The sequence below is a fragment of the Neobacillus niacini genome (assembly GCF_036961885.1).
In the GTDB taxonomy this organism is placed as follows: domain Bacteria; phylum Bacillota; class Bacilli; order Bacillales; family Cytobacillaceae; genus Neobacillus; species Neobacillus niacini_H.
Genome location: NZ_JBALNQ010000069.1, coordinates 89,417 through 97,554 on the forward strand (window position 1 = coordinate 89,417; position 8,138 = coordinate 97,554).

Here is an 8,138-nt window from a genome sequence, read left to right on the forward strand (position 1 = left end):
AAGCGTAGCGCCTGTAGCGGAAATCAACAGTTAAGTTTAACACAGCCATTTATACAAGAAAATTGTTAAATATTTGTGAACAATTACCAATTTGAAAATAGAATACTGCCATGTGATATTACACATTCTATATTCACAAGGAGGTGATATCACATGGCTAGTAACAACAACTCTAATCAATTACTTGTACCTGGTGTTGAACAAGCTCTTTCTCAAATGAAATACGAAATTGCTTCTGAATTTGGTGTAAATCTTGGTGCTGACACTACTTCACGTGCTAACGGTTCCGTTGGTGGTGAAATCACTAAGCGTTTAGTCGCTATGGCTGAGTCTCAATTAGGCGGCGGATTTTCACGATAATAAATAAATAACATGGCTACAGAGAGTGGGATTATATCCCGCTCTCTTTTTTGTGACTAGGTACTAGTACTAGAAAATAATAATTTTTAATCTTTAGAATAATTTTGTATAATAATATTTGTATAATAACTTTTTTGAGGGGGAGAAATATGAACCGTGAAGAATTGATTGCACCGGATAAGTATAATCTTGTATCTGAAGTAGAACGATTTGCAAAAGATCCAGAAAGATTAGCAATAAGATGGGAAAATGAATTAGGGGAAACAAATCAGGTTACATATGAACAACTATTAAAAAAGGTAAATCAAGCAGGAAATGTTTTCACGCAAAATGGGTTGAAAAAGGGGGATGTTATTCTAGTAATCATTCCAAGACTTATTGAAGCCTATGTCGTTTACTTGGCAGCTTTAAAGGCAGGGCTAGTTGTCATTCCAAGTTCGGAGATGCTAAGGGAAAAGGATCTTCAATATCGTGTTTTACATGGTGATGTAAAAGCTGTTGTCAGTTATTACCCATATGTGGATCAATTTGAAAATATTTCTGGCACACACCCACTTCTGAAGGTTTCTGTTGGGGAAAAGAAGGATGGATGGATTCATTTGGAAGAAGAAATGAATACCGCCTCAGATGACTTTGAAATCGCTGATACCCTTCGAGATGATATGGCGTTTTTGTCCTATACATCAGGAACAACTGGTAATCCAAAAGGGGTTGTCCATACCCATGGCTGGGCATTTGCTCATTTAAAAACGGCTGCACCAAAATGGCTTTGTATTGAGGATGGTGACACTGTTTGGGCAACGGCTGCTCCTGGTTGGCAAAAATGGATTTGGAGCCCATTTTTATCGGTGCTTGGTTCAGGGGGAACGGGGCTAGTATATAGCGGGAAGTTTGAGCCACAAAAGTATTTAAGTCTATTAGAGAAATATTCCGTTAATGTCCTTTGCTGTACACCAACAGAATATCGTTTAATGGCGAAGGTAGAAAACCTCGATGAATACAAATTACCTCATCTTCATAGTGCGGTTTCTGCCGGGGAACCACTAAATCGCGAGGTAATTGATACGTTTAAGAGACATTTTAACATAGAGGTCCGTGACGGCTACGGTCAAACAGAAAATACCTTGTTAGTAGGCGTAACAAAGGGTATGGAATTAAAATCTGGTTCAATGGGTAAACCAACACCTGGGAATCGGGTAGAAATTATTAATGAAGAAGGACAAATCTGTTCAGTCGGCGAAGTTGGGGACATCGCAGTACATGTCGAGACACCAGCTTTGTTTAAAAATTATTATAAGGACCCAGAAAGAACAGCGATGCAATTCCGCGGAGACTATTATATTACAGGCGATAAGGCCAAAAAGGATGAAGACGGATACTTTTGGTTTGAAGGACGAAGTGATGATATCATTATTAGCTCTGGCTATACCATTGGTCCCTTTGAAGTAGAAGATGCACTGGTAAAACACCCATTTGTTAAAGAATGTGCTGTAGTAGCAAGTCCTGATGAAATTCGTGGTTTCATTGTAAAGGCATTCGTCGTCTTAAAAGAGGATGTCGATGCAAATGATCCTGAACTAACAAAAAATCTACAAGAACATGTTAAAACACTTACTGCACCTTATAAATATCCAAGGAAAATTGAATATTTGTCAGAGCTGCCCAAAACAACTTCAGGGAAGATTCGCCGTATCGAACTTCGCCAGCAGGAATTACAATCCATTAAACAATAATACTAAAAACAGAAAGGCTGTCGAACAACTCGACAGCCTTTTCAAATTGGCAGTGTTAAAGGATACTTTGATTTTATAACCTGTTGATTTGAGCGGAAGGCGCTCAACTCCTGCGGGAGGACGGGGCAGGGGAGATCCCGCAGGCGCTTCAGCGCCGAGGAGGCTTCCCGGACCGCCCGCGGAAAGCGTAGCGCCTGGAGCTCAAATCAACACTCGAGTTTAACACAGCCTTTTCCAATTAAAGAAAAGTTCTCTTAACTTTTTCCCAAAATGAATTGTCTTTAAGCTTTAGGGTCTTGATTTTTTTATCACTGAGCCTAATTTGGATTTTATCAACAAGTCGAATGCTTAAAGCCTCGTTGTCTAAGCCGATTGTAGGGTGCTCATTGCCTTCCGAAATAACTTTAAGTGAGAGGGAACGTTTGCCGCCAATAACAAATGGTGCTCCTAAGGTTCGATACTTGTTATTATTAATTGATGCAACCTCGCTAATTTGCATGCAGGGAATTAAGGGGTCGACTACTGCGCCATTAACAGATTTATTATAAGCCGTACTCCCTGTTGGGGTAGCAACGATTAGTCCATCTCCACGGAAGGTTTCAAAATGTAGGTCATCAATAAAAACATCTAATTCAAGTGTTTTAATGATTGATGAGCGAATACTAAACTCATTCAGGCAAGGAAAGATCCCTTGGCCATCGACCATCACTTCAATAATTGGATAGCGTCGTACCTTTAAATCTTCATTGGAAATAGCTTCAACTTTAGATGCAGCTTCTACCATTTTTGACGAATCATTAATTTTGAAGTCACAATACATACTTAAACTTTCCTTTGTTGTGATTCCGCAGTAAAGCACATCATCACGAAAACCGGTCTTCCTCACAGCCTGAAGGAATGTCCCGTCATCACCGATACTTGCAATAATATTGGCATCGCGGTGGTCATTGACAATTGTTAAGCCATATTGTTTTGCAGACAAATCTAATTTTCCAACCTTTTCCAGCATTTCTTTATCTAGATGATGATAAAAGTAAATATTTTGTCTTTGTCCCATGTTGCCCTCCAATTTTAGTGAAAGTTTTGTAAAAAATATCTCATTAACCTTTGAATTTTGATAAACTTAGGTAGTCTACATTAATTTTAGCATTATTTTGAAAGAATTTTAAATTATGTAATAAAATTTTTAATGGATCATCGAGGAGGATCACAAAATGAATGGAAAACGCTGGGCAGCCCTTGGAATTGCTGCCGTACTCTTTTTTGTATCGATAATGATTAATTTCTTATCCGCTTTTGCGTTTAAAGGTATTGAAACAGATTTTGGAGAGCTTTTAGCCGCAACCGAACTCCCTTTCACAGAGGAAATAATCGAGGAAGGTAGTGAATTGAAGAAAATTGTCGTACTCGACGTCAATGGAGTTATCCAAGATACAAATGATGCTGAATCGTTATTTCAGGCAGCAGGATACAATCATCAAGGATTTATGAAACAATTAAACTACATAAAAGAGGATGACACTGTAAAAGGGATCATTCTTAAGATTAACTCACCTGGCGGCGGCGTTGTTGAAAGTGCTGAGATCCATGATAAGCTGGTAGAAATCCAACAAGAAACGAAGAAACCGGTATATATTTCTATGGGGTCGATGGCGGCATCTGGAGGTTATTATATCTCGGCGCCTGCAAAAAAAATCTTTGCAAGTGAAGAAACACTTACAGGTTCACTTGGGGTCATCATGCAAGGAGTCAATTACGAGGGCTTAGCTGACAAGTATGGGGTCGATTTTGTTACGATCAAAAGTGGGCAATATAAAGACATCATGAGCCCAACACGGCAAATGACGGAAGAAGAACGACAAATCCTCCAAAATATGATTGATAATTCATATGAGGGCTTTGTAAAAGTAATAGCGGAAGGCAGAAACATGACAGCAGAGCAAGTAAAAAAGATTGCTGACGGAAGAATTTACGATGGCAGGCAGGCTAAAGAGTTAAACTTAATCGATGACTTTGGGTATTTAGAAGATGTAATACAGCAGATGATGGAACAAGAGAAGCTCAAGGATGCAAAGGTTGTCCGGTATACTAACGCAATTGGATTTGCTTCTTTATTTAATATAAAAGTTCAAGAATTGTTCGGTGCTGATAGCGAAATGGCTGGGATAATGAAAATATTATCAAGACCTAATTCTCCACACCTAATGTATTTGTATGCAGAGTAGGGGGGACTTCTGATGGAAAATGAAAATCAAAAAAGCGAAATGATTAATGTCTCTATTCGTTATGCTGGATTTTGGATGCGGTTTTGGGCCTATCTTCTCGATTTGATTGTTGTAGGAAGTATAGAGCGCTTGCTCATTAAACCTATTTTTAGAATGCTTGAAATTCCATTAGTTGAATTTAATATGTTTGCTCCGATTTCTTTAGCATCCGCAATTATATTTTATTTATATTTTGTGTTAATGACAAAGTATTTTAATCAGACCATTGGAAAAATGGTATTTGGCATAAAAGTAATTGATTTGAATAGTGATAAATTGTCTTGGGGAACGATTATATTTCGGGAATGGATTGGTCGGTTTATCTCTGCAACAGTGGTTATAGGATATATCATAGTCGCTTTTCTCCCGAAAAAACAAGGTCTTCACGACTTATTTACAGATACCTCTGTTATCCACGTAGAAAGATAATTTTAGACCCGCTAACTACACGTTAGCGGGTTTATTTTTTTAACTTAAGGTGATACTAATAGGCTGAAAGGATGTGGAAGTAATTGGATTGGATATTTTCCGTACTCATCATAATTATTCTTTTAATAATGCTAATCATTTTTTCAAAATTAACCATCCGGCTGAATTATTATCATCATAATGACAATGATGACTTAACCGTACAGTTTAGGATCTGGTTTGGCTTAATAAAGTACACAATGAAAATCCCTTTAATAAAAATTGATGATAATTCACCGAGTATTGTCGTAAAGAGGAATTCAGAAATGGGGAATTCAAGTGAAAATGGAACCCCAACAAAAGTAGGGCAAATAAAGAAAGATGATATTATGACTTATTTGAGCAACGCAAAAGAAATCCTCCAGCATGTCATTAATATGAATGTAATCTTAAGTAAATTCATGAAAAAAATAATAGTAAAGCATATTGAATGGCATTCGTTAGTTGGTGTAGGGGATGCAGCTCATACAGGTACTTTAACGGGTGCAATTTGGACATTAAAAGGGAGTATCATTGGCATGCTAAGTCATTTTTTAAGACTGAAAGAAATGCCGATATTATCCGTCACACCCCATTTTCAATTAGCTATCATCCAAACACGAATAACATGTATTTTTCAGTTTCGTATCGGGTATGCTATTTTAGCAGGATTAAAACTAATTAAATTCTGGAAGGGCGGACGCCCGAATCTCAAAATGAATACTGGCTATTCGAAGGAAAAAACTAATACCGTTTAAAAGAGGAGGAAACAGCCGTGTCTGAACATCCAATTCAAGGTTTAATGACGACTGCTATGGAAAGTCTAAAGGAAATGATTGATGTTAATACGATCATTGGTGATCCTGTGGAAACGCCTGACGGAAGTGTTATACTAACCGTCTCTAAAGTAGGATTTGGATTTGCTGCAGGTGGTAGTGAGTTTAGGCTTGATGGGTCACAATCGAAAGGTCAAGAGCAAGGCCAAGGTCAAGGTCAAGGTCAAGGTCAAGGTCAACCAAAGCTTCCATTCGGCGGTGGTAGTGGAGGCGGAGTCTCGATTACTCCGATTGCCTTCTTAATTGTAAATTCTCATGGAGTAAAAATGCTTCATCTTGATGAAAGTACCCATCTTTATGAGAAAATTTTAGAAATGGCCCCGCAAGCAGTAGATAAGATTCAGCAGATGTTCTCGAAAAAAAATGAACAACAGTCTTCCCAACAAGGGTCTCAGCAATCAAAGCAAGGCCAATCTCCTAAACAAGAATTTGATATATAGGTGCACAAGTTAATCTTCTTAATAAAGGAAGATTAACTTTTTTCGTGAGCCTAAATCATTGCAAAAAGAATTCTGAAAAGATATATTTACACTGTACATAATTGTATGGATGCGAAATTCATTTCGCTATATATTCATACGAAAAAGGAGGATGTTTTATGGCAAACGTAACTTTTAAGGGGAATCCAGTAACATTGCTAGGTAACGAAGTAAAGGTAGGGGACAAAGCTCCTAATTTCAGCGTATTGGCGAATGATTTATCACCAGTAACGCTAGAAAATACAAAAGGACAGGTTCGTCTAATCAGTGCAGTTCCTTCTTTAGATACTGGGGTATGTGATGCAGAAACACGTCGTTTTAATGAAGAAGCGAACAGCTTAGGTGATGTAAAAATTTTAACTGTCAGCGTTGACCTGCCATTTGCTCAAAAACGCTGGTGTGGTGCAGCAGGTATTGAAAAAGTCCAAACATTATCTGATCACCGTGATCTTTCTTTTGGTGAAGCATACGGTGTTACAATCCAAGAACTACGTTTGTTAACACGTGCCGTATTTGTTGTCGATTCAACGGATACTGTTACTTATGTGGAATATGTTAGTGAAGCCACAAATCATCCGAACTATGAAGCAGCGCTTGAAGCTGCAAGAAATGCAAAGTAATTATTATGGCGATTAAGGCCTCGTCAAGGATGAGGTCTTTTTCTTATTTTGGGAGTGTGCATTATGAAAATTTCTCCAGTAGAGCAGCTTTTTACGTTATTTAATGAAACCGCTCTTGTTTTGCAAGAAGAACTATCTTGTACATATTTAGAAGCCTTAGCTGAAACAGGAGAGAATTTATTTCACGGCTCCGTTCTCCAGGATGAAGTTAGTGAACTTACTGAAAAAAGACTTAAAAAACAGTACCTAGAAATCAATTTAAGTAATTTTTCCAAGGAAGAAATTCGAAAAGCCTTTCAGCTCGTGATATTAAAAGGGATGAAAGAAAATGTTCAGCCTAATCATCAAATGACACCAGATAGTGTAGGAATGTTAATCAGTTTTCTAGTAGATAAATTTATCCAGCAGCCAACCTTTCGTTTGTTAGACCCTGCGATTGGCACTGGAAATTTAGTGACCACTGTTTTAAACCAATTGCAAAAAAATGTGCAATCGATTGGTGTTGAGATTGACGACCTGTTAATAAAGCTTGCTTATGTGAACGCAAATTTACAAGAGCATCCGATTGAGCTTTTTAATCAAGATAGTCTAGAACGATTATTTATTGATCCAGTCGATGCGGTAATAGCCGATTTACCTGTTGGATTTTACCCCAACGATGTTCGCGCCTTAGATTACAAATTAAAGGCAATGGAAGGACACTCATATGCTCATCATTTATTTATTGAGCAAAGTGTGCGTAACACGAAGCAGGGCGGTTATTTATTCTTTATCATTCCAAATGGTCTTTTTGAGAGTGAGCAAGCACACCAGCTTCGAGATTTTTTTCAAGAAGAGTTAATTATTCAGGGTGTACTTCAATTGCCAATAACGATGTTTAGTAATAAAAATGCAGCCAAAAGTATTTTAATTTTACAAAAGAAGGGCGAGGGGATCACTGCACCAAAACAGGCTTTGCTAGTGAACTTGCCGAATTTATCCAATTCCCTTGAGATGGAAAATATGTTGAAGAAGATTGAAAAATGGATTCTAGAAAATAAATAAGTGATAAAACCGGTTACATGATCGGTTTTATCGCTTTTTTTGTTAGGAACAATTAGAATTGTGTGAATAAATTTACATTTCAAAGTAACCGTTTCCATCCAAAATGCCCCTTGAATTGTAAAATATTCAATGAAATAATGAACTCATGAGAGCAATATTCGATGTCGGTTAGCGCAAAATAAGCGTGTACGAAAAAAAGGACCTTCCTAAACCGATGTTGTTTGATAAAGGCTGATTTCTTAACTATTTTTGTTAAAATCTTAAAGCCGATTTTAACGTGGGAATAGTTATTTTTCACTTTAGAACTTAGTTTGTTGGCCCTGTTCTAGAATTTTGTTCAAAAAACAACAAAATT

General features: G+C 37.4%; 9 protein-coding genes. 8 read left to right on the forward strand and 1 reads right to left on the reverse strand.

Translation table 11 applies throughout. The features are described 5' to 3' along the window. Nucleotides 1-153 precede the first annotated feature (153 nt). Complete coding sequence (locus V7124_RS23840; protein ID WP_066258162.1) at nucleotides 154-360, forward strand: alpha/beta-type small acid-soluble spore protein; 207 nt, start codon at nucleotides 154-156, stop codon at nucleotides 358-360. A gap of 149 nt (nucleotides 361-509) precedes the next feature. Continuing rightward, on the forward strand, nucleotides 510-2,093 hold the full coding sequence (gene mbcS / locus V7124_RS23845; RefSeq protein ID WP_335494061.1) for an acyl-CoA synthetase MbcS: 1,584 nt from the start codon (nucleotides 510-512) through the stop codon (nucleotides 2,091-2,093). 238 nt (nucleotides 2,094-2,331) lie between these two features. On the opposite strand, the gene V7124_RS23850 is transcribed toward mbcS, so the two are convergent. After that, nucleotides 2,332-3,150, reverse strand: coding sequence for an NAD kinase (locus V7124_RS23850; RefSeq protein WP_335410877.1), 819 nt, complete (start codon nucleotides 3,148-3,150; stop codon nucleotides 2,332-2,334). Between the two features lie 157 nt (nucleotides 3,151-3,307). Here V7124_RS23850 and sppA point away from each other — a divergent pair, with 157 nt between their 5' ends. From sppA to V7124_RS23880, 6 genes are all read left to right on the forward strand, one after another. Next, nucleotides 3,308-4,318, forward strand: coding sequence for a signal peptide peptidase SppA (gene sppA / locus V7124_RS23855; RefSeq protein ID WP_335410875.1), 1,011 nt, complete (start codon nucleotides 3,308-3,310; stop codon nucleotides 4,316-4,318). A 12-nt stretch (nucleotides 4,319-4,330) separates the two neighbouring features. After that, on the forward strand, nucleotides 4,331-4,786 hold the full coding sequence (locus V7124_RS23860) for an RDD family protein (RefSeq protein WP_335410873.1): 456 nt from the start codon (nucleotides 4,331-4,333) through the stop codon (nucleotides 4,784-4,786). A gap of 83 nt (nucleotides 4,787-4,869) precedes the next feature. Next, a complete protein-coding gene (locus V7124_RS23865) occupies nucleotides 4,870-5,562 on the forward strand; it encodes a DUF2953 domain-containing protein (protein WP_335410871.1) in 693 nt (230 codons plus the stop codon). A gap of 17 nt (nucleotides 5,563-5,579) precedes the next feature. Further along, a complete protein-coding gene (gene ytfJ / locus V7124_RS23870; protein WP_335494064.1) occupies nucleotides 5,580-6,080 on the forward strand; it encodes a GerW family sporulation protein in 501 nt (166 codons plus the stop codon). Between the two features lie 158 nt (nucleotides 6,081-6,238). Further along, nucleotides 6,239-6,739 carry a thiol peroxidase gene (tpx, locus tag V7124_RS23875; RefSeq protein ID WP_335494066.1) on the forward strand — a complete coding sequence of 167 codons (501 nt, stop codon included), beginning with the start codon at nucleotides 6,239-6,241 and terminating at the stop codon, nucleotides 6,737-6,739. 63 nt (nucleotides 6,740-6,802) lie between these two features. Next, the gene (locus V7124_RS23880; protein ID WP_335410867.1) at nucleotides 6,803-7,783 is read left to right on the forward strand and encodes a class I SAM-dependent methyltransferase; all 981 of its coding nucleotides are present in this window, start codon (nucleotides 6,803-6,805) and stop codon (nucleotides 7,781-7,783) included. Nucleotides 7,784-8,138: the final 355 nt, after the last annotated feature.